Below are 25,932 nucleotides of genomic sequence, written 5' to 3' on the forward strand. Positions count from 1 at the left end.
TCGTCAAAAATCTCCATTTTTTTATAGGAAGAAATTGTTTTTTTCATTTGGATGTAAATCACCTCAACAAAAAAAGCACCGCAAAACGGTGCTTATTCCTCTTCTAAAAATGTATTTAAAACGGCCTCGATCATTTCCCATTCTTCATCGGTTTCCACAGGCTCCAGCTTCCCGCCTTCACCGTCTTCATTGGGAATGTAGCTTGCTGCATAAATTTCAATTCCTTCTTCGTCTTCCTCATCATCGATGCCGATCGGATAATAAAGAACGTAAGATTTGTCAAATTCGTCCGAATCAAACGTAAACAAAATTTCGTATAGTTGTTCATTACCGTTTTCATCAATAACGGTAATATGTTTTTCACCTTCCACTTATTTCACCTCAATTTATTGTTGACTGTCCAAATAACTTTGCAAAATAATCACCGCAGCCATTTTATCAATGACTTGCCGTCTTTTTCGCCGGCTTACATCCGCCTCAATGAGAAATCTTTCGGCTTCCATCGTCGAAAGGCGCTCATCCCATAGAATGACCGGAAGCTGAAACTGCTCCTTCAAAAGCGCGGCAAAGCGCTCGCTTGCTTCTCCCCTTGGTCCAACGGTGCCGTTCATATTTTTCGGATACCCGACTACTATTTTTTCTACCTCGTATTTCTTTATCAGTTCAGCGAGTCTTTGAATCCCGAACTCGCCTTCATCTTCATTTATACTGATCGTTTCCACACCTTGAGCAGTCCATCCCAGCTCATCGCTTACCGCAACTCCTAATGTTTTTGAACCTAAGTCTAACCCAATGATTCGCATTTTATTCCTCACGGTTGTTTTGCAAATAAAATTTTACAAGCTCTTCAATTAATTCATCTCGTTCAATTTTTCTAATCAGATTGCGTGCGCCGTTATGTCTAGGAATGTAAGCAGGATCTCCGGACAACAAATAGCCGACGATTTGATTGATCGGATTATAACCTTTTTCTTCCAGTGCATTGTATACGGCACTTAGAACTTCCTTGACATTTGTCTCAACAGGTTCTTCTGAAAAATTAAACTTCATCGTTTTATCGAAGGAACTCAATTTTTGCACCTCTTTCCTAGACTAAAAAGCGAATCTGCTTGTCTACATCCATTTTACACTATGACTGGAATTTATGAAACGGATTTCACCCAGTCTTCGACAAAACGAAGAGCTTCAGCTAACCGTTCAGGATTTTTTCCTCCCGCTTGAGCCATGTCAGGTCTTCCGCCGCCGCCGCCTCCACAGCGGCTTGCAATTTCCTTAATTAATTTTCCAGCATGGAACCCTTTGTCAACTAAGTCTTTTGTGATGCCGGCTGCTAAATTTACTTTTCCGTCTGATACCGTTGCTAGCACAACAATAGCCGAGCCGAGCTTTTGCTTCAGTTCATCGACCATGCCGCGCAATCTGTTCATATCTTTCACTTGAACTTTTTCCGCAAGAACTGTTACACCGTTGATCGTTACCGCTTTTTCAGCGATGTTCCCCGCTTCCAGATTGCTAAGCTTCATCGTAAGAGATTCATTTTCCCGCTGTAGTTCTTTTATTTCTTGCTGCAGACTGTCAATTCTCTCCGGCAGATTTTTTACATTCGCTTTCAGTTTTGCCCCAATTTCCTTTAACAATAAATATTGTTCATTCATAAACCGGTACGCTTCTTTTCCTGTCACCGCTTCAATTCGGCGGGTTCCTGCACCAATTCCAGTTTCGGAAACAATCTTAAACAGTCCGATTTCCGCTGTATTTGTTACATGGCATCCGCCGCAAAGCTCAAGCGAATAATCGCCTACTTGAACAACGCGAACAATTTTTCCGTATTTTTCTCCAAATAAAGCCATCGCGCCCATCGCTTTCGCTTCGTCAAGAGGCATGTGCTCGATAGAGACTGGAATACTTTCCCAAATTTTCTCATTTACAATTCGCTCAATTTCTTCCAGCTCTTCTGTTGAAACTTGTCCAAAATGTGAAAAGTCAAAACGGAGACGGTCGGAAGCAACAAGCGATCCAGCTTGGTTGACATGTACGCCCAGCACGTCCTTCAGCGCTTGGTGCAGCAAATGTGTCGCTGTATGATTTTTCACGATGGATTTTCTAGACTCTGCACAAACGGAAGCGTAAACTGCTGCTCCTTTTGTCAAAACGCCTTTTTCGATGACAGCCCGGTGCAAGTGTTGGCCGTTCGGCGCTTTTTGCACATCTTTTACGTTTAAGACCACATCATCATTTTTGATGATTCCTTTGTCTGCAATTTGACCTCCGCTTTCAGCATAAAAAGGCGTCTCGTCCAATATAATTTGGACCTCTTCCCCGCTCTCGGCTTGATCGACTAATTCCCCATCTTTTATGATCACAAGCACCCGTGCATTTGCTTCAAGGGTATTGTAGCCGACAAATTTGCTTTCCTCTTTTAATTCCACAAGAATTCCGCTTTGCACTTGCATCGAGTCGACATCCTGTCTGGCTTTTCTTGCACGTTCTTTTTGATGCTCCATTTCTCGTTCAAAGCCTTCATAATCCAGCTCCATGCCTTCATCTTGTGCGTATTCCTCCGTCAATTCCACTGGAAAACCATATGTGTCGTAAAGCCGAAACACATCTTCGCCTGGAATTATTCGGCTACCCTGTTCTTTCTGCTTTTTGATTACATCCGCTAAAATGGCAAGCCCTTCATGGAGAGTCTCATGGAAACGCTCTTCCTCATTTTTAATTACCTTTTGAACAAAGGATGCTTTTTCTTTTACTTCCGGATAGTAATCGTTCATAATTTCCGCTACAACCGGAACTAATTCATACATAAACGGGCGGTCTATGTTGATCGTTTTTGCATACCGAACCGCTCTGCGGATAAGACGGCGAAGTACATACCCTCTGCCTTCATTAGAAGGTAGCGCGCCGTCTGCAACAGCAAATGTAACCGTGCGGATATGGTCGGCAATCACTTTAAAAGCGACATCTTTCTCTTTGTCGGTTCGATAAGCTTCCCCTGAAATCTTTTCGGTAGCTTGAATGATCGGTAAAAAGAGATCTGTGTCAAAGTTGGTCGGCGCATTTTGAATGACAGAAACCATTCGCTCTAAGCCCATGCCTGTATCAATATTCTTTTTCGGTAGCGGAGTGTAAGTTCCATCAGGATTATGATTAAATTGAGAAAAAACAAGATTCCAAACTTCCAAATAGCGTTCGTTTTCACCGCCGGGATAAAGTTCCGGATCATTTGGATCGTTTCCAAATTCTTCTCCACGATCATAAAATATTTCAGTATTTGGTCCGCTTGGCCCTTCACCAATATCCCAGAAATTCCCTTCCAAACGGATAATTCGTTCTTCCGGCAACCCGATTTTATTTTTCCAAATGTCATACGCCTCTTCATCTTCCGGATGAATAGTAACTGATAATCTATTTGGGTCGAAGCCAATCCATTTTTCGCTTGTTAAAAATTCCCATGCCCATTCAATCGCCTCTTCTTTAAAATAGTCGCCGATTGAGAAATTTCCGAGCATTTCGAAAAATGTATGATGGCGCGCTGTTTTTCCGACATTTTCAATATCGTTTGTTCGGATTGATTTTTGTGCGTTAGTAATTCTCGGATTTTCAGGAACAACCCTTCCGTCAAAATATTTTTTCAATGTTGCGACACCGCTGTTGATCCACAATAGTGACGGATCATCAACCGGAATTAAAGAAGCGCTCGGTTCAACCGAATGTCCTTTTTCCTTAAAAAAATCTAAAAACATTTGACGAACTTGTGCTGAAGTGAGCTTTTTCATGGCATTCCTCCTAAAATGTCTTCATTTTTCTCGCAAAATAAAAACTCTCGCCTATGTAAATGCTCTGATTTACACAGGGACGAGAGTTACTCGCGGTACCACCCTGATTATGAGCCAATTGCTCATCACCTTCATTTGCCGTAACGTGGCATTTTCGTCAGGTTTTGCCTGCACTCAGAATTAGCGTTCTGTTGCCCTTCATCTAGAGCTTCTTTCAGCCTCGGAAGCCCCTCTCTTTTAAGATGGACTGCAACATACTCGATTCGTCATCGCTTTCATGCACTTATTCCATGTCTATCACGAATTATAGACAACGAAAAATCGCTTGTCAATGCGCTTTCCTCAGAAGGATGATATGCAGCAATATCTCTTTCAGAACAGTGATAAAAGGCACAGCTAAAATTAAACCGATCACTCCGCCGATTTCTCCGCCCGCCAAGAGCGCCATAATAATCACCATCGGATGCATATGCAGGCTTTTCCCAACGATGAAAGGGCCAAGAATATTACTTTCAATAAATTGCAGCCCAAAAATGATGAAAAGCACTACAATTATTTTGTTAATGGAGAGCGTCGCAGCGACCATCAAAGCAGGAACCGCACCGATAAATGGACCGAAATAAGGAATAATATTGGTCATTCCGATAATCGTCCCTAAAATTAACGGATATTTAATTTTAAACAGCCAAAACAAAATCGAAGCCGAAAGCCCGATCAGAAAACAAACAAATAGTTGCCCCCGTAAATAACTTCCGAGCGACTCATCGACGTTTTCTAAAAAACGTCTCCCTTCACGTCTCCATTTCTTCGGGGTGAAGTACCAAATGGCCTTTTTCATTTTCTCATAATCTTTCAACATATAAAAAACGAGAAAGGGAATGACACCAATAATAACAGCATAATCAATAATTGACTTCATGCTTGAAAGCATCCGTTCAAGAAAGGCAGCGACGGATGTTTCCATTCCAGCAATAAAAGATTCAATTCGATGATGAATTTCTCCAGGTAAATTGGTTGTTCCGTCATGAATTTTATCTGTCCAGCTTTGGTAATATTTTGTAAACATAGGGATATTTTCGGAAAGGTCTTTCATTTGTTCAACAAAAATTGGGACACCTTTATAAAAGCTAAAACCGACTCCTCCGAAAAAAATAAAATAGATGATGAGAATCGAACATGTTCTTGGAACACCTGAACGGTAAAGTTTTTCCACTACGGGATGAAGCAAGTAGGTAATGAAGCCGGAAAGCATAAAAGGAATTAAAACAGCTTTTAACATTTTGAAAATAGGAAACCAAATGACTTTTAGCTGAAGAACCATATATACAAACAATGATAAAATGAGAAAAAAAATGATTCGGAAAAGCCATTTCCGCTCTCGCTCATTCATCCCGCATCCCTCCTCTTTTTATTTTGAGGAATGCTCACGCAAATATGCATGAAGGCGCCCATTTTAGGCGCCTCAAATCGCACGATCTTCTTCAGGAAACAAGTCATCTAAAGAACTTAGTGTTCCGTCTTCTTCTACTTGATGTGTGTGAATAATGCCTTTTGTAACGGTAAGCTCAATAAAACAATGCCAACAATAATACTGATTGACTCCGATTTTTCCAATATCTTTGTTTTTACAATTCGGACATGTTAACAAACAGGGACACCTTCTTTATTCATTTATTTAATTATTTATTAATCCGGTATATTCTCGCTATGCACACTACTATTTGTTACCATTTTCCAAAAAATTATACGTCTCTATAAAGCATGCTTTTTTATGCTTAAACAATTTGTCCCCTGTTTGTAGCATCATCTGTCAATCGTTATCGATCTTATGGAAAGGAACAAATTTATTATCCTTCGCCCTCTTCCATAAAATCATATGGAGTGATGTTCTCCATCCCAATGTTGGCATCTTCTAGTGGAAAAGGAAGCTCCTCTTTCAGCTCGGCAAGTTCAGACGTTTTCAGCCTCTCTTTTAAGGTTGTCTGCCTCATCGACTCCTGATTGTTGTATACTCCCATTTTTAACGCTTCCCATTCTCCGCACATAATTAAAAATTGCTTGCTCCTTGTAACCGCTGTATAAATCAAATTTCTTCTCAACATCCGAAAGTAGCCTTTTACTACCGGCAAAATGACAATCGGAAATTCGCTTCCCTGCGCTTTATGGATGGAGCAGCAGTAAGCATGAGTAAACTGATTAAAATCTTGCTTCGTATAGGTTACTTCGATACCGTCGTAAGAAATGACCACCATATCTTCTTTTTCGACATTTTCTTTTGCGTAAAAAATAGAAACAATCTCCCCAATATCGCCATTAAACACGTTTTGATCAGGCTGATTGACGAGCTGCAGCACTTTGTCCCCGATTCGGTAAATAACGTTGCCATGCTTGATCTCTCTTTTTTCTTTTGAAGGGGGGTTTAACATTTCCTGAAGCATTTCATTCAACTGATCAATGCCGGCAATCCCTCTGTACATCGGTGCCAACACCTGTATATCCTTCGCAGAATATCCTTTTTTCAAAGCGTTCTCAATTACTCTCGTTATAACTTCTTTTATTTGTGATGTTGTACAAGGAATAAACGATCTGTCTTGTGTCGTTTGCAAAAGGTTCGCTGGAAGAGTTCCTTGGCGGATTGAATGGGCCAAATCAATAATTGTAGATCCTTCTGCTTGTCTATAAATATCTGTCAGTGTAACAACTGGGATTCGGCCGGATTGAATCAAATCGCGAAGCACTTGGCCGGGTCCAACGGACGGAAGCTGGTGTTCGTCTCCGACAAGAACAATTTGTATGTTCGAAGGAAGCGATTTAAACAATTGATGCATGAGCCAAATATCAACCATTGATACTTCATCAACAATCAGAAGCTTTCCAGAAATCGGATGATCCTCATTGTGTTCAAATCCTTCTGAACCATTCCATCCTAAAAGGCGGTGGATTGTGACGGCAGGAAGACCGGTTGCTTCTGCCATTCTTTTTGCAGCTCGTCCGGTAGGTGCCACCAGTACAATGGGAAACGGCTCTTCCTTCTTTTGATATTCTTTTGGGTTCAATGAAAGGCCGTGGAGGTTCGCATAAATTTCAACGATGCCTTTGATAACGGTTGTTTTTCCCGTTCCAGGCCCGCCGGTCAGCAAAAGAATCGGCGAATGAATAGCCCGCTGAATGGCTTCTTTTTGAGAGGGGGCATACTGAACATTCATTTTTTCTTCCAGTTTTCCTAACTCCAGCAAAAATTCTGATTCAGGAAACATATCTTGAAATTGGTTTTGGGTTAAAATTTCTTCAATGTTATTGGCAAGTCCCACTTCAGCATAGTAAAGAGAGGGTAAATAAATTCGATCTTCCTCGACGATAATTTTTCGATCTTCTTCCAATTCAAGAATGATTCTTTCAATATCCTGATCAGATATGTCTTCTCCATTTTGGGTGAGCAATTTTTTCGCTTTTTCCATCAGCTGAACTTTTGTAACATATACATGTCCTTCTTTTACAGCATCTTGTTCAATAGTGAACAAACAAGCCGCCTTCAGCCGGTCGGGATGATTGCCGGAGATCCCAAGCTCTCTCCCAATTTCATCCGCTCGAATAAAGCCGATCCCTTCAATATCTTCCACCAATTGATATGGGTTTTTTTGAATGATTTTAAGCGTATCTTCCCGATACAGCTGATAAATTTTCATCCCAAGCGCAGGACCAATGCCAAGCTGATTTAATCCGATTAAAACCCCCTCTAAACCTTGATGTTCCTTCAGTGTTTCAGCCAGTATTTTGGCTTTTTCCTTTGAAAGCTTCTTCACTCTTTTTAATGAATCGGGATCCTCCAAAATAATCGAAATCGCATGTTCCCCCAGTTCATTCACGATCGCTTCCGCTGTTTTTTTGCCGATTCCTTTAAAAAGCCCGCTTGATAAATATTGAATAACTCCTTCTTTCGTAGTTGGAAGCTCCTTTTGAAAACGCTCAGCTTGAAATTGTACGCCGAATTTTGGATGGTATTTTTTCGCGCCAAAAAACGTATAGCTGTCATGTAATTGGAGAAGAGGAAAAAAACCCGTCACGGTCACTTGATCTTGCTCAAACTGTTCATTCGTCTCTTCAATTTTCACTTTAATAACAGTATAAAAATTTTGCTCATTCTGGAAGACAATATGTTTAATGACTCCGCGAACAAAAGGAGTACTTTCCTCATGAAACAAACTCTCCTGTTGACCGCCCATCCTCTTTCCTCCTAATTTCGTTTAAATCATTTCTTCTAACAGCCTTTTCCCGTTGCCCGCAAGCAAATGATCCGGTTGAATGGAAAGCGCCATATCAAACATTTTTAAAGCTTCTTCCCTATTTTCTTCAAATGCGTACGCAACACCTAAATTATAATAAGCATCTGCGTGATGTTGATCGAGGTCGATCGTTTTTTCAAACTCTTTTTTTGCTTCTTGAATGTGGCCTGCTTGTGCTAAACATAAACCATATTGAAAGTGAGCGCTGGCATCTTGTTCATCCAGCTCAACCGCCCGCAAAAAATATGGAAGTGCAAGACGGGGCTGTTCAAGCTGGTAAAGAGACATTCCAAGCATAAAATAGACATCTTTATGAGCAAGCCCATACTTTTCCGCCTGATCAAAAAATGTTTTCGCTTTATGATAATCTCCCGCATTATAATGAACGGTTCCAATGCCGTAATACGCAGTAGCCGTCCCTTTATCAATCTCAATCGCCTTTTCATAAAATTTCAATGCTCTTTCTGCATCACCTGAAGAGGCAAGCAAATTCCCAAAATTTACGTATAACACAGGGTTGTTTGGATTTTCTTCCAATGCTTCTGCAAAATATTTCGCTGCTTCTTCCCATTTCCCTTCTTTTATCGCTTCTAAAGCCAGTTGATTTTTATGCATCCATTTCATCCTTTCACATCCAAAGGCAAAGAGGCTGCGCCAAGTTAACAAATCTCATTCCGATCGGTACAGCTTATCTCTTTAACCGACATACCACAGTTTTTCGCCGTTGCGAAATACTTTATCGATAATGCCGCCTCCCAGACATTCCTCTCCATTATAAAAAACGACAGCTTGTCCTGGTGTAACGGCACGGACCGGCTGTTCAAACGAAATTTGTGCAGTTTGATCACCGATCATTTTCACTTTTACCGGCTGATCAGGCTGGCGGTAGCGAAATTTTGCGGTGCAAACAAGCTCATCTGTTGGTTTAACACCGGTTATCCAGTTAACATTTGTTGCGATAATGGAGTCTGAATATAAATGTTCATTATGAAATCCTTGTTCAACATATAAAATATTATTTTTTAAATTTTTTCCAACCACAAACCAAGGATCGCCATTTCCTCCTATTCCGAGTCCATGGCGTTGACCGATCGTATAATACATAAGCCCGTCATGCTTCCCTTTTACCTCACCAGACAACGTCTCCATTTTGCCGGGTTGAGCCGGTAAATACTGGCTTAAAAATTCTTTAAAGTTTCGCTCGCCAATAAAGCAGATGCCTGTTGAATCTTTTTTCTTTGCTGTTGCCAAGTTGGCTTTTTCCGCAATTTCTCTAACTTCTTTTTTTTCAAGATGCCCGATGGGGAACATGACCTTTGACAGCTGCTTTTGATTCAGCTGATTCAAAAAATACGTTTGATCTTTGTTTAGATCCTTTCCTCTGAGCAATTTGTACACACCATCGCGGTATTTTACCCGTGCATAATGGCCTGTTGCGATATAGTCCGCGCCTAAGTCAGCCGCATGCTCCAAAAAAGCTTTAAATTTAATTTCTTTATTGCACATGACATCGGGATTTGGCGTTCTTCCAGCTTTATATTCCTCTAAAAAGTAAGTGAACACTTTATCCCAATACTCTTTTTCGAAATTCACTGCATAATAAGGAATCCCAAGCTGATTGCATACACGGATTACATCATCATAATCTTGCGTTGCCGTACATACGCCGTTTTCATCCGTATCATCCCAATTTTTCATAAAGACCCCGATGACTTCGTACCCTTGTTCTTTTAGGAGCAAAGCAGTTACAGATGAATCTACTCCGCCAGACATCCCGACTACGACTCTTGTTTCATGCGGCGCCTTTTCCATCTCTCTCACCTCTTTCTATTTTGACGTTAACCTTTTAACAATCTCGGCTGTTTTTTTGGCAGCCGATTCAATTTGTGCCTCCGTATTTCCTAAGCCGAAGCTGAATCGAACCGATGAAGTTATTTCTTTTGAATTTTTGCCAAACATTGAAACGAGCACATGCGACGGTTCAACTGATCCTGCTGTACAAGCTGATCCGCTTGATGCCGCAATTCCCGCCAAATCGAGGTTGACAAGTAGCGATTCAACGTTTGTTCCCGGAAAGAAAACGTTTAATATATGAGGCAGGCTGTTGTCAATCGAGCCGTTCACAGCGAAGGAAATGCCCTCTTGTTCAAACACATCGATCATGATTTGTTTAAAATGCACATATTGCTCTGTTTTTTCCTTTCTTGTTTGTTCTGCAATTTTTGCGCTTTCCGCAAACCCGATAATCGCTGGAACATTTTCCGTTCCGGCTCTTCTCTTCAATTCCTGCTCACCGCCATGCATGCGCGGAGTGAATTTCACCCCAGCTTTTGCATATAAAAAACCGATCCCTTTCGGCCCATTTATTTTATGACCGGAAACCGACAGCAGATCGACATTCAGCTCGCGAACATCAATTGGAACGAGTCCGTATGCTTGAACTGCATCGGTATGAAAATGCGCTTGATGGTTTTGTAATAATCTTCCTATTTCTGAAATAGGCTGTAAGGCACCTACTTCATTATTTCCATACATAACTGTGACAAGAATCGTTTCATCTTTTAAAGCTTTTTTAAGATCCTCGACAGAAATAACTCCCGATTGATTGACAGGCAAATACGTAACGTGAAATCCGTTTTTTTCTAGATAGCGGCAAGATTGGAGGACAGCCGGATGCTCAATTTCTGTTGTGATAATATGGTTTCCTTTTTCTTTATTAGCAAGCGCTGTTCCAATTACCGCTAAATTATCTGCTTCTGTTCCTCCGCTTGTAAATATGATTTCTTTTGGGTCGGCATGAATACTTTTGGCAAGGAGCTCTCGAGCCTCATCCACTTCTCGTCTGCTTTCTCTGCCAAAAGAATGGATGCTAGACGGATTGCCGAAATAATCCTTCATAAAGGTTGTCATTTTATCTAAAACTGCGGGATGGACTGGCGATGTTGCCGCATGATCCAAATATATCCGTTCCAAAGTTAATTCCTCCCGACTTTAAATGTAAAACATGTAAGCGTCCTGCTCATTATCTCCTGTATGGCTTGCTAAATCATCAAGTGTCATGTTGTCAAGAACGTCCTTCACCGCATCGCGGATTTTTAACCATAGATGCCTTTGAGCAGGCGGTTCATCTTCAATTCCTTCAACAGGGGTGATCGGTCCTTCCAACACACGGATAACGTCACCAGCCGTTATTTTGGACGGATCGTTCGCTAAAATATATCCGCCATAAGCTCCGCGAATGCTTTTGACAAGTCCGGCATTGCGGAGAGGAGCAATTAATTGTTCCAAATAATGCTCTGATAAATCATGAGATTGTGCGATACTTTTCAAAGATGTCGGTCCTTCTCCGTACTTTCGCGCCAATTCAATCATAATCGTTAAACCATAGCGTCCTTTCGTTGAAATTCTCACGTTTCTACACTCCTATTTTTTAGTTTTTTCAAGATTTTCACCATCTTTGTTCTACTTTAAACTTTAGACATTATAGCATATTATTTTATTAGTGGGTAAATGAGATGATATGATTTTTATTTGGGAGCGATAAAATGGAACCTTTAGCGTATAGAATGCGTCCAACCAAAATAGAAGATATTATTGGACAAGAACATTTAGTTGGAAAAGGAAAGATTATTGAACGAATGGTGCGAGCTAAATATTTAAGCTCGATGATTTTATACGGACCTCCTGGAATCGGAAAAACATCTATTGCAACAGCAATAGCAGGCAGCACTAACACGCCTTTTCGAAAGCTGAATGCGGTTGTCCACAATAAAAAAGATATGGAAATTGTTGTAGAAGAAGCAAAAATGTCAGGGCAAATCATTCTCATTTTAGATGAAGTGCACAGACTTGATAAAGGGAAACAAGATTTTTTGCTTCCACATTTAGAAAACGGCATGATTATTTTAATCGGTGCAACGACAAGCAATCCGTATCATGCCATTAACCCGGCGATTCGGAGCCGCTGTCAAATTTTCGAATTGCACCCTCTTTCTCCAGATGACATTATGATTGCCCTGAAAAGAGCTCTTACAGACCCAAGAGGACTGAGCGACTTTCCTGTTCAAATCAGCGACGAAGCTCTAAGACATTTTGCCGAAAGCTCCGGCGGAGATGTGCGTGCGGCGTTAAATGGATTAGAACTCGCCGTTTTATCAACAAAGGAAGATGAGAATGGGAACATTTGCATTACGGTTGAAATTGCTGAAGAGTGCATGCAAAAAAAGAGCTTTTCCCACGATAAAGACGGAGATCATCATTACGATGTTTTATCTGCTTTTCAAAAGTCTATTCGCGGGTCCGATGTAAACGCAGCGCTTCACTATTTGGCCAGATTAATTGAGGCAGGGGATCTTTCTTCGATTGCAAGGCGTTTAACGGTCATCGCCTATGAAGATATTGGTCTTGCAAATCCGCAAGCGGGACCTAGAACTCTTTCGGCTATAGAAGCAGCTGAGCGCATCGGTTTTCCCGAAGCACGCATCCCTTTGGCCAATGCGGTGATTGAACTATGTTTATCCCCTAAATCAAACTCTGCTTATAAAGCGATTGATGCAGCTTTAGCCGACATTCGCTCAGGAGTGACAGGCGAGGTCCCTTCCCACTTGCGGGATGCTCATTATAAAGGAGCAAAGCAGCTTGGCAGAGGAGTGAACTATTTATATCCGCACGATTATGAATCAGGCTGGGTAAACCAGCAATATTTGCCTGACCCCATCAAGCATAAAAAATATTACAAGCCAAAAAGAACGGGCAAATTCGAGCAGGCTTTAGCGCAAATATATGAAAATATCGAGAAAAAGAAAAAAGAAAAGGACGAATAGGAAGCTTCGGTCATGTCCGCGTCATCTTGAAAAAATAAATAGGATTGTCCAAAATGTCAAAACCTCATGGAAAACGTAAATAAAAGGGGGCGTCAATAAGCCGAAAAACGGCTTATTTGACACCCCCATTTTTTAATCGTCGTCGCCGACACGATAAATTTTTATATCCTTCAGCAATTCATTAATTACATGACCAGCCATAATCAATCCGGCTACGGATGGCACAAAGGCATTTGATGACGGGGGCATTTTTGCTTTGCGGATCGTTGATTCGTTATTGCCGACTTCTTTTCTGACATCTTCTCTAATAACAACAGGGCGTTCATCAGAAAATACGACTTGAATTCCCTTTCGGATCCCTTCTTTTCGCAGTTTCGTTCGAATCACTTTGGCAATCGGATCTGTATGTGTTTTTGAAATATCTGCTACTCGGAAACGGGTTGGATCCGTTTTGTTGGCTGCCCCCATGCTTGAAATAATAGGAATATTCCGTTTCAGGCATTCCTTCATTAAATGAATTTTATAGCTGATCGTATCGCTGGCGTCAATCACATAGTCAGGGTTTAGCTTAAAAAAGTCTTCATACGTCTCTTCCGTGTAAAACATTTTTAATGCAATTACTTCACAATCCGGATTAATGTCAGCAATTCTTGCTTTCATTAAATCCACTTTCGGTTTTCCAACCGTCGACAAAAGCGCATGGATTTGCCGGTTAATATTCGTAATATCGACATCATCTTTATCGATCAAAATCAATCGCCCGATGCCTGATCGTGCAAGAGCTTCGACGGCAAAAGATCCAACTCCGCCAACCCCTAAAACGGCTACGGAGCTGTTTTTCAATTTATGTAAACCTTCTTTTCCAATCGCTAGTTCATTTCGGGAAAACTGATGAAGCAAAAAAAATCACTCCAATTTGTCAAAATTCAGTGTACAAACTAAAAAAGTCCCAATTGTGCCGTCGCCGTTTCCTTCGTTTTGAACCCGCTCTCAGCAGGTGGGTGCCCTGTTCTAAAGCTTTGTAAGTCCTCGTGCCATATGCATTTGAGGCATTTACTCACTTTAGAAACTCCGGGCTCCCATTTAAATCGTTGTTCGGTCAAAACTAGGTGTACGACGCACACATCAGGACTTAAATTTTGAATAAAGAATATCATAATTAGCATGAGATTTCAAGATAAAAAACAAATAATGGAAATTATTACCTTGAGCTATGTTTCACTTCAAGATGCAGTTCATCCAATTGCTCTTTGTTTACTTGGCTTGGTGCCTCCGTTAACAAACAGCTCGCACTTGCTGTTTTCGGAAAGGCAATCGTATCCCGTAAGTTTGTTCTTCCTGCCAAAAGCATTACAATCCGATCCAATCCTAGTGCAATTCCACCATGCGGCGGCGTACCGTATTCGAAGGCTTCCAGCAAAAATCCGAACTGTTCTCTTGCTTGTTCCTCTGTAAAACCAAGAAGTTTGAACATCTTTTCTTGAACGTCTTTTTCAAAAATCCGAATCGACCCTCCGCCAAGTTCATATCCATTTAACACTAAGTCATATGCTTGAGCCCGCATTTTGAGAGGATCTTTCTCAAAGTACTCCAAGTCCTCACGAAACGGCATAGTAAACGGATGATGCAATGCATAATAGCGGCCGTCTTCTTCATTATATTCAACGAGCGGCCAATCCGTAATCCATAAAAATTCAAGTTTATCTTCTTCGATCAGCCCTAAATCTTTTCCTAGTTTTAGTCTGAGAGCCCCCAAAGAATCAGCAACAACATTCGGCTTGTCGGCAACAAACAGAAGCAAGTCTCCATTCTGTCCTTCAGCTGCTTGCAAAATACTATTTTGTTCATTTTCTGATAGAAATTTTGCAATTGGGCCTTTTACTTCATTTTCTTCTACTTTAAGCCAAGCCAAACCTTTCGCTCCATAATTGTGAACATACTCTTGGAGAGCATCTAGATCTTTGCGTGAAAATTCGTCTTTTTTTCCTTTTACATTGATTAGCTTTACTTGCCCTCCACCTGCAACTGCTTGACTGAAAACTTTGAAAGCGGAGCTTTTCACAATTTCAGATACATCAACAAGTTCCAGGCCGAATCGAACGTCCGGCTTGTCCGACCCAAAGCGCGCCATCGCCTCATCATATGGCATGCGTTGGAATGGAAGAGTAAGCTCGATTCCTTTCACTTCTTTTAACACATGAGCCATCATCTTTTCGGTTAGATTCATAATATCTTCTTGGCTCATAAAAGAAGTTTCTATATCTATTTGGGTAAATTCCGGCTGTCTGTCTGCGCGCAAATCCTCATCGCGGAAGCATCTTGCAATTTGATAATATTTATCAAATCCTGAAACCATTAGAAGCTGTTTGAATATTTGCGGCGATTGCGGGAGCGCATAAAATTCCCCCTCATGGACGCGAGAAGGGACAAGATAGTCCCGTGCTCCTTCCGGTGTGCTTTTCGTTAAAATGGGGGTTTCCACATCAATAAATCCATTTTCATCCAAAAAGTTGCGAATCGCTCTCGTAATTTGATGCCGCATTTTTAACGTTTCAAACATGACTGGACGGCGCAAATCTAAATAACGGTATTTTAAACGAACCTCTTCGGAAATGTCCGCTTTTTGATCCGCAAGTGAAAAAGGAGGAGTTTTGGCGCTGTTTAAAATGGTTACCGATTGAACAACCACTTCCACTTTTCCTGTTCGAATGTTCGGATTAATCGTCTCTTCCGATCTTTTCACCACTTCGCCTTCAATGTCCAATACATACTCGCTGCGGATTTTTTCAGCTATTTCTAACGCTTCCTTTGAAACTTCAGGATTAAAAACAATTTGGACAACTCCTGTCCGGTCGCGCAAATCGATAAAAATAAGTCCTCCTAAATCGCGGCGTCTTTGCACCCATCCTTTTAAAACGACCTTTTCGCCGATTGCTTTTTCGGAAATTTCTCCACAATAATACGAACGTCCAAACATCCTACATACTCTCCTTTACTTTCTCTCTTTTATATACTCTGCAAGTCGTTCAAATGCCACCGCATCTTGTTCGCCTGTTGCCATGTTTTTTACGTTCGCCACGCCTTTTTCTAACTCCTCATCACCTATGATGATGACAAATTTGGCTTGAAGCCTGTCCGCTTGCTTCAGTTGTGCTTTCATTTTCTTATTTTCATAATCTTTGTCTGCAGAAATGCCGGCTTTCCGCATTTCCTGCAATAGAGATACCGACCGTTCCTTCGCCCGATCTCCCAGTGCCACAATATAACAATCTAGACCTTTTTCAATCGGAAGAGCGATGTTTTCAGCATCAATTGCTGCTAACAGGCGTTCAATGCTTAAAGCAAAGCCGATCCCCGGCGTGCTTGGCCCTCCGGCTTCTTCGACCAAGCCGTTATATCTTCCGCCGCCGCATAAAGTCGTAATCGCCCCAAACCCTTCCGCATTGCTCATGATTTCAAATGCTGTATGGTTATAATAATCCAATCCGCGGACGAGATTTGGATCGATTTCATACTCAATGCCAAGCTCCGTTAAATATTTTAACACTTGATCAAAATATTGCTTTGATTCATCGTTTAAAAAGTCAATGATGGAAGGGGCGCTTTTCATCAATTCATGCTCGCGGTCTTGTTTACAATCAAGTATTCTTAACGGATTTTGCTCAAGCCGCTTTTGGCAATCAGAGCAAAATTCTCCAATTCTCGGCTTAAAATGGTTGACTAAAGCAGCACGATGTGCAGCTCTGCTCTCTTGATCTCCCAAACTGTTAATGACAAGCTTCAATTTTTTTAAGCCGAGCGATTGATAAAACGCCATCGCCAAAGAAATAACTTCAGCATCCAGCGCAGGGTCGTCCGAGCCGAGAGCCTCCACACCGAATTGAACAAATTGCCGAAAACGCCCTGATTGCGGTCTTTCATACCGAAACATCGGACCGATGTAAAAAAGCTTTACAGGCTGGTTCGGATCTGCGTACATTTTCTTTTCAACAAAAGCGCGGACGACTGCTGCCGTTCCTTCCGGTCTTAATGTTAAACTTCTTCCTTTCCTGTCGGAAAAAGTGTACATTTCTTTTTGGACAATATCGGTTGATTCGCCTACACCCCTTTGAAATAATTCCGTATGTTCAAAAATGGGGGTTCGAATTTCTTGAAAGCGATAAAGACGGCATATTTCCCTAGCTTTTTTCTCAACATATTGCCATCTTGAAGCCTCCGACGGCAAAATATCCTGTGTACCTCGCGGGATTTGAAAAGCCATTGTCGATTCTCCTCCACTTATAAAATAAATTCCATAAAAAAACCCGTCCCCTGACGATTCCCGTAGGGACGGGAGAGTCTCCCGTGGTGCCACCCTAATTGAAGCAATGCTTCCACTTAAAAGTTAACGCCTATTTACGTTTCCTCCTACTTTTACACCTTTCAGAGGAAAACCTCCGGAGTGTTCTTCACTAAGCGATCATGGGGAAAGGCTTTCAGCCTAAGGCCTTTCCTCTCTGTCCATGTGCATCCCAGCTACTTGTCTCCGTCATCGGTTGTTTATGTACGTTATTTTTAAATCTAGAATTTTATATTATCATACGAACAATACTGTGTCATGTCAAGAACGGCTGAGCCGATCACGGAGCTTTTTCGCCTCCTCTTGATTTAAAGCATGCTCAAACGAAACCTCTATTAAAATATCCTGCATCGTACGATCACTGAAAGAAATACCAAACTGGTCATGAAAAATTGATGCGGAGAAAGAATGTTTTTCACTGGACCGCATATTTTTCCCCTTTCTTTTTCATCAGAATTTGCGTCTTAGTCTTCCCGCAAAAAAATGAAAAAATACTCAATGTAAAAAAGGAAATGCCGAAATAAAAATAGAAATAGTTTTTTGCATGAATGTGAAAGGAGCATGGCCATTGCGAAAAAAATGCTTTTTAATCGTTCTGTTGCTTTCACTGCTTTTTACTTCTACCGCTCCAGTTTTTCATTCAGCCCAAGCGGATACGCAATATGCAGTCATTAAGCAAGATAAAGTAAATGTCCGGACAGGTCCCGGTTTAAGCTATCCCGTCATGAAAAGCGTTCGGTACGGTGAAAAATACCCGATTGTCGCAAGGAAAGGAGATTGGGTGAAAATTCAATTAAAACAGGGCTCTTCCGGGTGGGTAGCCGATTGGCTTCTTTCAGTAGAAACCGAGCTTCAAAAAAAGGATTATGTCGTTTCTACGACTACCGGGTTAAGAATCCGTTCTGGCCCCGGGACAAACTATAAAGTTGTTGGACAGTTTCCTAAAGGGGAAAAAGCGCATGTGTTGACGAAACAGGGGAAATGGGTGAAAATTTCCTATAATGGCCGGCAAGGATGGGTCTCTTCGGCATATGTAGCTCCAGCAACCAGCAAAACCCCTTCGAATCAGAAGCATAGCCTCGGTACGGTTACAGCCACTATATTAAATGTTCGTTCAAAACCAAATGCACAATCATCAATTACCGGCAAGCTGACAAAAAACATGAAAGTTGAAATCATTTCGGAACAAGGCAATTGGTATAACATTCGCTACAACAATGTGACGGGGTGGGTGTCGAAGCAATATATTACCAAAGCAGCAGCTAAAAGCAGCAGCACTTCCCCGCAAAAAGGAAGGATTACAGCCAGCTCGTTAAATGTTAGAAGCGGTCCGTCTTTACACTCAAAAATTGTCGGTACCATTAAAAAAGGAACAGAGGTAGAAATCATAGGTGCAAACGGAGATTGGTATCAAATTAGATATGCGAAAAACAAAACAGGCTGGGCATCCAAAAGATATATCGAAGCTGGCTCAAAGAAAACAAACGGCGCTCAATCAGTTGTCCTTTTATACGACGGAACAAATTTGCGCAGTGCACCTTCCACTTCTGCAAAAATTGTTCAAAGAGGAAACAAAGGGCAGACTTTTCCAATTGTAGGGATTTATAATAATTGGTATAAAATTCAGCTCCGAAACGGTCAAACAGCTTATGTAGCAAGCTGGGTCGTCACAACAACAAGCGAAAACAATTCCAATAAAGGGACAAGCACACCGTCAAACGGTAAAAAAGTCATTATCGATCCGGGCCACGGAGGCTATGACAGCGGGACGATCGGTGTCAGAGGGACGCTGGAAAAACATTTAACCTTAAAAACAGCTAAACTTGTGTACAACAAATTAAAAAGAGCAGGTGTAAATGCAGTTTTAACTAGAAGCGACGATACATATATCAGCCTGCAATCCCGTGTAGGAATTTCTGTAAAAAACAACGCAAACGCCTTTGTGAGCATCCATTATAATAGCTCAATCATTCCAAGCGCAAATGGAATCACAACTTTTTATTACAATTCTACAAAGGATAAAGCATTAGCAAATGTAATTCACAAAGAGATGGTGAGGCATGTCAATTTAAGAAACCGCGGTGTTCAATTTGGAAATTATTTTGTGCTGCGTGAAAATAAACGTCCTGCTGCTTTGCTTGAACTAGGTTTTTTGAGCAATCCTATGGAAGAGTGGACAGTCAGCACAAACGCTTACCAAGAGAAAATCTCACAAGCGATTTATAAAGCGGTCGTTAAATATGTAAACTCATAAAAAAATCGTGAGCAGCTCGCTCACGATTTTTTATTTGCTTTCGATAATCAATGTTACTGGGCCAACATTTGTAAATTCAACAGCCATCATCGCTCCGAAAGAACCCGTTTCAACACGTACGCCTTTTTCTCTCAGTTTGTCGTTGAAAGATTCATATAGTTTTTCAGCAATATCCGGTTTGGCTGCTTGCATAAAATTTGGCCTTCTTCCTTTCCGGCAATCGCCGTACAGCGTAAATTGGGAGACGGATAAAACTTCGCCCCCAACATCTAAAAGAGATAAATTCATTTTCCCTTCTTCATCATCAAATATGCGCAAATTGGCCACTTTATCCGCTAAAAACTCTGCATCCTTTTCCGTATCCTCGTGTGTAACACCGACTAGCACCATTAAACCGAACTCAATCGAACCAACAACTTGTCCATCTACTTTGACATTTGCATTCCTTGCTCGTTGTACTACAACTTTCATCATGTATTTCCTTTCTTAATTCATAATTCTCCGCACTGAATATACATCCGGTATTTGCTTGATCCGATCCACAACTTTTTGAAGATGACTGACATTTTGAATCGAAATTCCTAAATGGATGTTCGCTACTTTGTTACGGTCCGTTCTTCCCGAAATTGTCGTAATGTTTGTCTTCGTCTCTGTTACAGACTGGAGCACTTCATTTAATAAGCCGCGCCGGTCAAAACCTAAAATCTCAATTTCCACATTGTATTCCTTCTGGCCGTCCAGCTGATTTTCCCATTCCACTTCAATTAACCTGTCTTTTGCATCCTCTTTATTGACATTTGGACAATCAGACCGGTGAACAGATACCCCTCTTCCTTTTGTAATAAATCCGACAATATCATCGCCAGGGACTGGGTTGCAGCAGCGGGAAAGCCTGATTAACAAATTATCAATACCCTTTACAGACACTCCTGCATCACGGCGCTTCGGCCGCCTTGCACCTTGTTGAACCACCTTTTCCATCAATTTTTCCTGCTCTTCTATATCCCGCTGTTTGCGAATTTTTTCGACTAAGCGGTTTGCAACCTGTAAAGCAGTAATGCCGTTGAAGCCAACTGCCGCATACATATCGTCCTCGTTTGAAAAATTAAATTTTTCCGCGACACGTTTTATATTTTCTTGAGTAAGGACTTCTTTCACATCAAAATCCATCGCTTTAATTTCTTTTTCAATTAATTCTTTTCCTTTTTCAACATTCTCCTCTCGGCGCTGCTTTTTGAAAAATTGGCGAATTTTATTTTTCGCTTGAGAGGTCTGCGTCAATTTAAGCCAATCTTGGCTCGGACCGTAAGAATGCTTCGACGTCAATATTTCCACTATATCTCCGGTTTTTAATTTATAATCAAGAGGCACTATTTTTCCGTTTACTTTTGCTCCGATCGTCTTATTGCCTATTTCAGAATGAATTCTGTAGGCGAAATCAATCGGAATCGACCCGGCGGGAAGCTCAATGACATCTCCTTTTGGAGTAAATACAAACACCATGTCAGAGAACAGATCAACTTTCAATGCCTCCATAAATTCTTCGGCGTTGGAAGAATCGTTTTGAAACTCCAATATTTCTCTAAACCAGCTCAGTTTTTTATCAAAAGATGTAATGCTTTTTCCTTCTTTATAAGCCCAATGGGCGGCAATCCCGTATTCAGCGATCGCATGCATTTCGTATGTGCGAATTTGAACCTCAAGGGGATCCCCCTTCGGACCGATGACAGTCGTGTGAATGGATTGATACATGTTTGTTTTCGGCATTGCAATATAATCTTTAAATCTGCCAGGCATCGGCTTCCAGCATGTGTGAATGATGCCAAGCACTGCGTAGCAGTCTTTTATGCTGTTCACAATAATTCGCACAGCCAGCAAATCATATATTTCGTTAAATTGTTTATTTTGGAGAACCATTTTACGATAAATGGAATAAATATGCTTCGGCCGGCCGTACAGCTCTGCCTTTATCTTTACTTCTTCAATTCGCTTCTTTAAATCTTCAATTACCTCTTCAACATACTTTTCCCGTTCTGCACGTTTCTTTTTCATCAAATTGACAATTCGGTAGTATTGCTGCGGATTTAAATACCGCAAGGCTGTATCTTCAAGTTCCCATTTGATTTTTGAGATTCCGAGGCGATGGGCGAGAGGAGCAAATATTTCCAACGTTTCATTGGCGATTCTTCGCTGCTTTTCCTGCGGCAAATGTTTTAACGTACGCATATTGTGAAGACGGTCTGCCAGTTTAATTAAAATGACCCGAATGTCCTTCGCCATAGCGACAAACATTTTCCGGTGATTCTCCGCCTGCTGCTCTTCTTTTGATTTATATTTAATTTTTCCCAGCTTTGTTACTCCATCCACAAGCATAGCGACTTCATCGTTAAATTCTTGTCGAAGCTCGTCTAATGTCACATCCGTATCTTCCACAACATCATGTAAAAAGCCGCCAGCAATCGTTGTAGGATCCAGCTCCAAGTCTACTAGAATCCCGGCAACCTGCACCGGATGCATAATATATGGTTCGCCTGATTTGCGATATTGCCCATGATGGGCGTTTTTTGCAAACTCGTATGCTTTTTTTATAAACTCTATATCGTCAGGCGGAAGATACTTTTCCGCTTTTTCGAAGATCTGTTCAGCTGTCAACATTTGTTCGTTTGCCATGGGATCACCTTTAATTGTATATACGTTATTGTTTTTATTATTAAATAAAATTAACAAACATGTAAAGAGAAGAATACGATCCTTTTGAAAAGGGGTAAAAAAAAATAGAGCTGCTGCAGCTATTTTGCGAGTGGATGGAAAATATTACAACTTCTAAAGTTTTTCATTTTATTGTTTTAAAAAAAAAAGCACCCATTAAGAGTGCTTCATTTATAGATTTGCGCCGATTAATATTTAATCAATGCTAATATATCATAGCCTTCAAGCCTTTTTCTGCCCTCAAGATAAGACAATTCAATTAAAAAGGCAATGCCGGCAACCTCTCCGCCAAGCTGTTCCACTAATTTAATGGTAGCTTCAATCGTTCCTCCAGTCGCCAGCAAATCATCGGTTATTAACACTCGCTGGCCAGGCTTAATCGCATCTTTATGAATGGTTAATGCATCTTTTCCGTACTCAAGCCCGTATTCCACCTTGATCGTTTCGCGCGGAAGCTTGCCTTCTTTTCGAACAGGTGCAAAACCAACTCCGAGAGAGTAAGCAACTGGGCAGCCGATGATAAACCCTCTTGCTTCTGGACCGACAACAATATCAATCTTCTTTTCACGCGCATATTGAACAATTTGGTCTGTTGCATATTTAAATGCTTCCCCGTTGTCCATTAATGTTGTGATATCTTTAAAAGAAATGCCCGGTTTTGGAAAATCTTCAACAATTGTCACGTATTTTTTTAAATCCATCACTCGTCCTCCTCGGTTGTTTACCATTCATGAACTTGTAAAAATTTATCGGCATCTCGTTTCAAGACTGCCTTTTCAAACCATTCCTTCAGTTCTTGATAAGAAGAATAGAGAAGCTGCTGTTCCAGTTTCATTTGATCCAGCTTCTGCTGATATGTCCCGGATTCTGATAAATCCCGTTTTTTCACCTTTTTGTTTAATGTAATCACACCATTGTTTATTGTAACAAATTCAAGTTCAAAAAACACCTTTGTCATAAAAAAGATCGTTTCTTTTGTCCAGCCGCGGTATTTGGCTAAATCTTCCCCATATTTTTTGTAATCGAAAGAACTTTTTTTCGTTAAGAATGCGTAATACCATTTAAAATGCTCTCTTGTCGGCATTGTTTGAAAAAAGTGGTCTGCATGCTGATAAAAAATAGCATAAATTCTTTCAGGCATTCCTTGCTCAAATGCTGAAACAAGAAATTCGATTGCCGGGGGCATATCGAGAAATACAACATACTTATTGGAAACATCTATATTTTTGTAATCCTTTATTTCTGATATTATATGAATTTCATGAATGTACGGTTGATCTTGATATAATTTTATAGATTCTTCATGAAAGGCGATCAGCAATCGTTTTTCAGCAGGAAGTTTAGAGAGCAAAGCCTCCGTTCCTCTTGAACCTCGCCAATCAAAAAGCTGCCACGCTGGCACGGCAAGGTCTTGAAGCAATAGCTGCGGCTTTTTTACATAATTCCATTCGTTGATCGCAAGCTCACCGACAATAGAAACGTTTGCGAAAGGAGATATTTCTTCTGCCAATTCTCCCTGTCCAAAGCCGACGACATCTAATTCAAATTCCTTCTCCTCAATCTTCATTTTCAAATGATTTCCGTTTACCCCAATTTTTCTAACATCTGCCGCATTGACATTCTCTAGTAAAAAGAGCGGCTTCGGATTATCGACTCCGAAAGGGGCAAGCTTCTCCAGCTCTTCGACTGCTTTTATTGTGACATGCTCCAATGAACAGGCACATTCAATGTTTTTTACAGGAATAAAATCTTCATCTGAAAGCTGACTATTTGCAAGATCGATCATTTTTTGGCGCAACTCGTCAATATGCTCTGCTTTCAGCGTCATGCCAGCAGCCATCGTATGGCCTCCAAAATGAGGGAGAAGCTCCCTGCATTCCGATAAGTTTTTAAATAGATCAAACCCTTGAATGCTTCGCGCAGACCCTTTGGCAAGACCTGTCTCACGATCAATGCTCAACACGATGGCAGGACGGTAAAATTTTTCGACCAATCTGGAAGCAACGATTCCGATCACTCCAGAATTCCAGTTTTCTTTTGCGACGACTAAAACAGGATTGTCTTCGATTGGAAAATTTTTTTCAATTTCCTTAATCGCTTCGTCCGTTATCTCTTGTACAAGCTTCTGCCTTTGTTTATTTAATTGATCGATTTCCTTAGCAAGCATATCAGCTTTTTCTTCATCTTCTGTCAACAACAATTCAACGGCAGGATCGGCTTCTTTCAGCCTCCCTGCCGCATTGATTCTCGGTCCTAAAACAAATCCTATCGTTTCCTCATTTACGGAAGATTTGTCCACTCCAGCAATGGAAAGAAGCGAATTTATGCCAGGTCTTGTCGTCGTTTTTAATTTTTCAATCCCTTTTTTCGCAAGAAGCCGATTTTCTCCGTATAAAGGTACTAAATCAGCAATTGTTCCAATGGCTGCGATCTCTATCAGAGATTCTGGAACCTTTCCATAAAGGGCATGGGCCATTTTAAAAGCAACGCCTACACCTGCCAGCTCCTTAAAAGGATATGTTGAATTTGGCAATTTCGGATGAATGATCGCATACGCATCAGGCAAAACAGGCCCCGGTTCATGATGGTCTGTGATAATGAGGTCGATTCCAAGCCTTTTGGCTAAATCCGCTTCATTGATTGCCGCGATGCCGGTATCAACTGTTATAATCAGCCTGCATCCTTTTTCATGAATCATTCGGAAAGCATGTTCGTTTGGCCCGTATCCTTCTGAAAATCGATTCGGTATGTAAAAATCGACGTTTGCCCCCAATTCCTTTAATGCCGTCAACAGGACGGCAGTGCTGGAAACGCCGTCCGCATCATAATCACCGTATACGACAATCTTTTCACCAGCGCGGATTGCTGCAAAAATACGCTCACATGCCCGCTCCATCCCATCCAACAAAAAAGGATCATGAAATGAAGGTTCCTTTATATGTAAAAACTCTTTTGCTTCTTCAACATTTTGAATGCCGCGATTCACAAGTAATCGAGCAGTCAAATAGGTAATATTCAAAGAGTCGATTAATGCTCGAACAGCCTCTTCGTTGGACTCATCCCTATATAAACGATTCCAACGAAATTTAGATCTCAGCATAATTTCACCCCTCAACTTCTCCTATTATACAGAACGAAATGAAATGTTTTCAAACACTATTTTCAAGGCGATGTTTCTTCATAAGAAAGAGAGGGGCTGTCCGATGAGTTCCTAAAATGAAGGAGTTTGGAGAAATACATTGTAAAGGACAAAAATAATCGAATAAAATTTGTAAATGTCCTTCATAGAGGCAATGAAGTTCGACAAGAAGCAATTGTATGCGCTGAATGTCCGTCATAAAACTTTTGAAGAACCTAATTCAGAAAGAGAGCATAAGAAAAGTCCTTCATAAGACTTCTGAAGCATAAACACAAGATAGGAAAAATAGTCTGTCCGATAAATCCCTAAAATGATCGAGTAGGAGGGAGCGATTAACTCCCGTCCTCTCACACCACCGTACGTACGGTTCCGTATACAGCGGTTCAATTAAGATGATTGACGCAAGTCTTTATAACTTCCGTGAATAGCTGTTCTCTTTATGCCAGTGGTCACTCCACCCTCCAAGAGGTCTCCCACGGGATTCACCGCTTCCTTCCTCAAGTGAGGTACTACGTTTTCTGTGTTCATCATGACTCACTGAATGCCAAGGGCTATTCTCTCTTAATTGTTCGGTCCTTCTTAGTTGTTCTAGACCAACTAATACTA

21 protein-coding genes, 1 other RNA gene and 2 other annotated features are annotated in these 25,932 nt (G+C 41.0%); of the genes, 2 read left to right on the top strand and 20 right to left on the bottom strand.

All coding sequences use genetic code 11. From position 1 onward, the window contains the following. Positions 1-92: 92 nt before the first annotated feature. The 11 genes from NSQ44_RS13155 to cymR all read right to left on the bottom strand — a co-directional run bounded on the left by NSQ44_RS13155 (position 93) and on the right by cymR (position 11,473). Positions 93-371, bottom strand: a complete 279-nt coding sequence (locus NSQ44_RS13155) for a DUF1292 domain-containing protein (protein ID WP_340857246.1) — start codon at positions 369-371, stop codon at positions 93-95. Between the two features lie 15 nt (positions 372-386). After that, positions 387-803 carry a Holliday junction resolvase RuvX gene (gene ruvX, locus NSQ44_RS13160; protein WP_094246262.1) on the bottom strand — a complete coding sequence of 139 codons (417 nt, stop codon included), beginning with the start codon at positions 801-803 and terminating at the stop codon, positions 387-389. Between the two features lies 1 nt (position 804). Continuing rightward, positions 805-1,071 carry an IreB family regulatory phosphoprotein gene (locus NSQ44_RS13165; protein WP_340857247.1) on the bottom strand — a complete coding sequence of 89 codons (267 nt, stop codon included), beginning with the start codon at positions 1,069-1,071 and terminating at the stop codon, positions 805-807. Between the two features lie 71 nt (positions 1,072-1,142). Beyond that, entirely contained in the window at positions 1,143-3,779 is a 2,637-nt protein-coding gene (gene alaS / locus NSQ44_RS13170; protein WP_094246263.1) for an alanine--tRNA ligase, read from the bottom strand. 72 nt (positions 3,780-3,851) lie between these two features. Beyond that, positions 3,852-4,058 (bottom strand) — a binding site (T-box leader). Positions 4,059-4,107: 49 nt separating this feature from the next. Continuing rightward, complete coding sequence (locus tag NSQ44_RS13175; RefSeq protein ID WP_340857248.1) at positions 4,108-5,169, bottom strand: AI-2E family transporter; 1,062 nt, start codon at positions 5,167-5,169, stop codon at positions 4,108-4,110. 72 nt (positions 5,170-5,241) lie between these two features. Continuing rightward, positions 5,242-5,427 (bottom strand): hypothetical protein, encoded by a 186-nt coding sequence (locus NSQ44_RS13180; RefSeq protein ID WP_340857250.1) that lies wholly within the window; start codon positions 5,425-5,427, stop codon positions 5,242-5,244. 199 nt (positions 5,428-5,626) lie between these two features. Further along, positions 5,627-8,002 carry an SF1B family DNA helicase RecD2 gene (recD2, locus tag NSQ44_RS13185; RefSeq protein ID WP_094246266.1) on the bottom strand — a complete coding sequence of 792 codons (2,376 nt, stop codon included), beginning with the start codon at positions 8,000-8,002 and terminating at the stop codon, positions 5,627-5,629. A 21-nt stretch (positions 8,003-8,023) separates the two neighbouring features. Continuing rightward, positions 8,024-8,677 carry a tetratricopeptide repeat protein gene (locus NSQ44_RS13190; RefSeq protein ID WP_094246536.1) on the bottom strand — a complete coding sequence of 218 codons (654 nt, stop codon included), beginning with the start codon at positions 8,675-8,677 and terminating at the stop codon, positions 8,024-8,026. 81 nt (positions 8,678-8,758) lie between these two features. Then, entirely contained in the window at positions 8,759-9,874 is a 1,116-nt protein-coding gene (gene mnmA / locus NSQ44_RS13195) for a tRNA 2-thiouridine(34) synthase MnmA (protein WP_094246267.1), read from the bottom strand. 15 nt (positions 9,875-9,889) lie between these two features. Further along, positions 9,890-11,035, bottom strand: coding sequence for a cysteine desulfurase family protein (locus tag NSQ44_RS13200; RefSeq protein ID WP_340857251.1), 1,146 nt, complete (start codon positions 11,033-11,035; stop codon positions 9,890-9,892). 18 nt (positions 11,036-11,053) lie between these two features. After that, the gene (gene cymR, locus NSQ44_RS13205) at positions 11,054-11,473 is read right to left on the bottom strand and encodes a cysteine metabolism transcriptional regulator CymR (protein ID WP_340857252.1); all 420 of its coding nucleotides are present in this window, start codon (positions 11,471-11,473) and stop codon (positions 11,054-11,056) included. A 134-nt stretch (positions 11,474-11,607) separates the two neighbouring features. Here cymR and NSQ44_RS13210 point away from each other — a divergent pair, with 134 nt between their 5' ends. Beyond that, a complete protein-coding gene (locus NSQ44_RS13210) occupies positions 11,608-12,885 on the top strand; it encodes a replication-associated recombination protein A (RefSeq protein ID WP_340857253.1) in 1,278 nt (425 codons plus the stop codon). 132 nt (positions 12,886-13,017) lie between these two features. On the opposite strand, the gene NSQ44_RS13215 is transcribed toward NSQ44_RS13210, so the two are convergent. The 5 genes from NSQ44_RS13215 to NSQ44_RS13235 all read right to left on the bottom strand — a co-directional run bounded on the left by NSQ44_RS13215 (position 13,018) and on the right by NSQ44_RS13235 (position 17,653). Beyond that, positions 13,018-13,785: a tRNA threonylcarbamoyladenosine dehydratase gene (locus NSQ44_RS13215; RefSeq protein ID WP_063387985.1), complete on the bottom strand. Its 768-nt coding sequence runs from the start codon at positions 13,783-13,785 to the stop codon at positions 13,018-13,020. 42 nt (positions 13,786-13,827) lie between these two features. Further along, a non-coding RNA gene (ssrS, locus tag NSQ44_RS13220) (6S RNA) lies at positions 13,828-14,020 on the bottom strand. A gap of 66 nt (positions 14,021-14,086) precedes the next feature. Then, a complete protein-coding gene (gene aspS / locus NSQ44_RS13225; RefSeq protein WP_340857254.1) occupies positions 14,087-15,862 on the bottom strand; it encodes an aspartate--tRNA ligase in 1,776 nt (591 codons plus the stop codon). A gap of 15 nt (positions 15,863-15,877) precedes the next feature. Further along, on the bottom strand, positions 15,878-17,146 hold the full coding sequence (gene hisS / locus NSQ44_RS13230) for a histidine--tRNA ligase (protein ID WP_144596729.1): 1,269 nt from the start codon (positions 17,144-17,146) through the stop codon (positions 15,878-15,880). A gap of 61 nt (positions 17,147-17,207) precedes the next feature. Beyond that, positions 17,208-17,426, bottom strand: a binding site (T-box leader). Positions 17,427-17,485: 59 nt separating this feature from the next. After that, positions 17,486-17,653 (bottom strand): hypothetical protein, encoded by a 168-nt coding sequence (locus tag NSQ44_RS13235; RefSeq protein ID WP_340857255.1) that lies wholly within the window; start codon positions 17,651-17,653, stop codon positions 17,486-17,488. 139 nt (positions 17,654-17,792) lie between these two features. Between NSQ44_RS13235 and NSQ44_RS13240 the strand changes: the two genes are divergently transcribed. Beyond that, positions 17,793-19,478, top strand: coding sequence for an SH3 domain-containing protein (locus tag NSQ44_RS13240; RefSeq protein ID WP_340857257.1), 1,686 nt, complete (start codon positions 17,793-17,795; stop codon positions 19,476-19,478). Between the two features lie 30 nt (positions 19,479-19,508). Here NSQ44_RS13240 and dtd read toward each other — a convergent pair whose 3' ends face one another. The 4 genes from dtd to recJ form a co-directional block, all read right to left on the bottom strand. Beyond that, positions 19,509-19,949 carry a D-aminoacyl-tRNA deacylase gene (gene dtd, locus NSQ44_RS13245; protein WP_066250512.1) on the bottom strand — a complete coding sequence of 147 codons (441 nt, stop codon included), beginning with the start codon at positions 19,947-19,949 and terminating at the stop codon, positions 19,509-19,511. 15 nt (positions 19,950-19,964) lie between these two features. Beyond that, positions 19,965-22,148 carry a RelA/SpoT family protein gene (locus NSQ44_RS13250; protein ID WP_340857258.1) on the bottom strand — a complete coding sequence of 728 codons (2,184 nt, stop codon included), beginning with the start codon at positions 22,146-22,148 and terminating at the stop codon, positions 19,965-19,967. Between the two features lie 227 nt (positions 22,149-22,375). Next, complete coding sequence (locus tag NSQ44_RS13255; RefSeq protein WP_063387979.1) at positions 22,376-22,888, bottom strand: adenine phosphoribosyltransferase; 513 nt, start codon at positions 22,886-22,888, stop codon at positions 22,376-22,378. A 20-nt stretch (positions 22,889-22,908) separates the two neighbouring features. Then, positions 22,909-25,287 (bottom strand): single-stranded-DNA-specific exonuclease RecJ, encoded by a 2,379-nt coding sequence (recJ, locus tag NSQ44_RS13260; protein WP_340857259.1) that lies wholly within the window; start codon positions 25,285-25,287, stop codon positions 22,909-22,911. Positions 25,288-25,932 lie beyond the last annotated feature (645 nt).

It is taken from the genome of Aeribacillus sp. FSL M8-0254 (assembly GCF_038008845.1).
In the GTDB taxonomy this organism is placed as follows: Bacteria; Bacillota; Bacilli; order Bacillales; family Aeribacillaceae; genus Aeribacillus; species Aeribacillus composti.

What these genes read in the sequence shown, in the direction of transcription:
- ruvX (WP_094246262.1), bottom strand. Translation starts at nt 803, where the DNA reads ATGCGAATCATTGGGTTAGACTTAGGTTCAAAAACATTAGGAGTTGCG.
- alaS (WP_094246263.1), bottom strand. Translation starts at nt 3,779, where the DNA reads ATGAAAAAGCTCACTTCAGCACAAGTTCGTCAAATGTTTTTAGATTTT.
- NSQ44_RS13175 (WP_340857248.1), bottom strand. Translation starts at nt 5,169, where the DNA reads ATGAATGAGCGAGAGCGGAAATGGCTTTTCCGAATCATTTTTTTTCTC.
- recD2 (WP_094246266.1), bottom strand. Translation starts at nt 8,002, where the DNA reads ATGGGCGGTCAACAGGAGAGTTTGTTTCATGAGGAAAGTACTCCTTTT.
- NSQ44_RS13190 (WP_094246536.1), bottom strand. Translation starts at nt 8,677, where the DNA reads ATGCATAAAAATCAACTGGCTTTAGAAGCGATAAAAGAAGGGAAATGG.
- mnmA (WP_094246267.1), bottom strand. Translation starts at nt 9,874, where the DNA reads ATGGAAAAGGCGCCGCATGAAACAAGAGTCGTAGTCGGGATGTCTGGC.
- NSQ44_RS13210 (WP_340857253.1), top strand. Translation starts at nt 11,608, where the DNA reads ATGGAACCTTTAGCGTATAGAATGCGTCCAACCAAAATAGAAGATATT.
- aspS (WP_340857254.1), bottom strand. Translation starts at nt 15,862, where the DNA reads ATGTTTGGACGTTCGTATTATTGTGGAGAAATTTCCGAAAAAGCAATC.
- hisS (WP_144596729.1), bottom strand. Translation starts at nt 17,146, where the DNA reads ATGGCTTTTCAAATCCCGCGAGGTACACAGGATATTTTGCCGTCGGAG.
- NSQ44_RS13235 (WP_340857255.1), bottom strand. Translation starts at nt 17,653, where the DNA reads ATGCGGTCCAGTGAAAAACATTCTTTCTCCGCATCAATTTTTCATGAC.
- dtd (WP_066250512.1), bottom strand. Translation starts at nt 19,949, where the DNA reads ATGAAAGTTGTAGTACAACGAGCAAGGAATGCAAATGTCAAAGTAGAT.
- NSQ44_RS13250 (WP_340857258.1), bottom strand. Translation starts at nt 22,148, where the DNA reads ATGGCAAACGAACAAATGTTGACAGCTGAACAGATCTTCGAAAAAGCG.
- NSQ44_RS13255 (WP_063387979.1), bottom strand. Translation starts at nt 22,888, where the DNA reads ATGGATTTAAAAAAATACGTGACAATTGTTGAAGATTTTCCAAAACCG.
- recJ (WP_340857259.1), bottom strand. Translation starts at nt 25,287, where the DNA reads ATGCTGAGATCTAAATTTCGTTGGAATCGTTTATATAGGGATGAGTCC.